1 protein-coding gene is annotated in these 283 nt (G+C 43.5%); it reads right to left on the bottom strand.

Going from position 1 to position 283, the window contains the following annotated elements; all coding sequences use genetic code 11:
* Positions 1 to 283: leucine-rich repeat domain-containing protein (locus NE637_RS15390; protein ID WP_256267804.1), on the bottom strand; the 283-nt coding region annotated here is incomplete at both ends.

Below are 283 nucleotides of genomic sequence, written 5' to 3'. Positions count from 1 at the left end.
ATCCTGCAAACGCCCCGTACTCGATCTCTGTTACGCTGTTTGGAATCGAAACTGTCGTAAGATTTTTATTCTGGGCAAAAGCCGATTTTCCTATTTTCTCAATCTTGCCTCCCCACATAATCTCCGTCAGAGCACATGAATAAAATGCGCTATACGCTACATAAGCAAGATTATTTCCGATTACCGCTTTTTTCAATGATCCACAACCGTAAAACGCCTCTTCTCCGATACTGGTCACTGAATCCGGTATCTCAACAGACGTCAGTCCTGCATAGCTAAATGC

The organism is Desulfovibrio desulfuricans (assembly GCF_024460775.1).
Classification (GTDB): Bacteria; Desulfobacterota; Desulfovibrionia; order Desulfovibrionales; family Desulfovibrionaceae; genus Desulfovibrio; species Desulfovibrio desulfuricans_E.
Note: the sequence above shows the minus strand (reverse complement) of the source record. Positions and strands in the feature narration are given on the sequence as shown.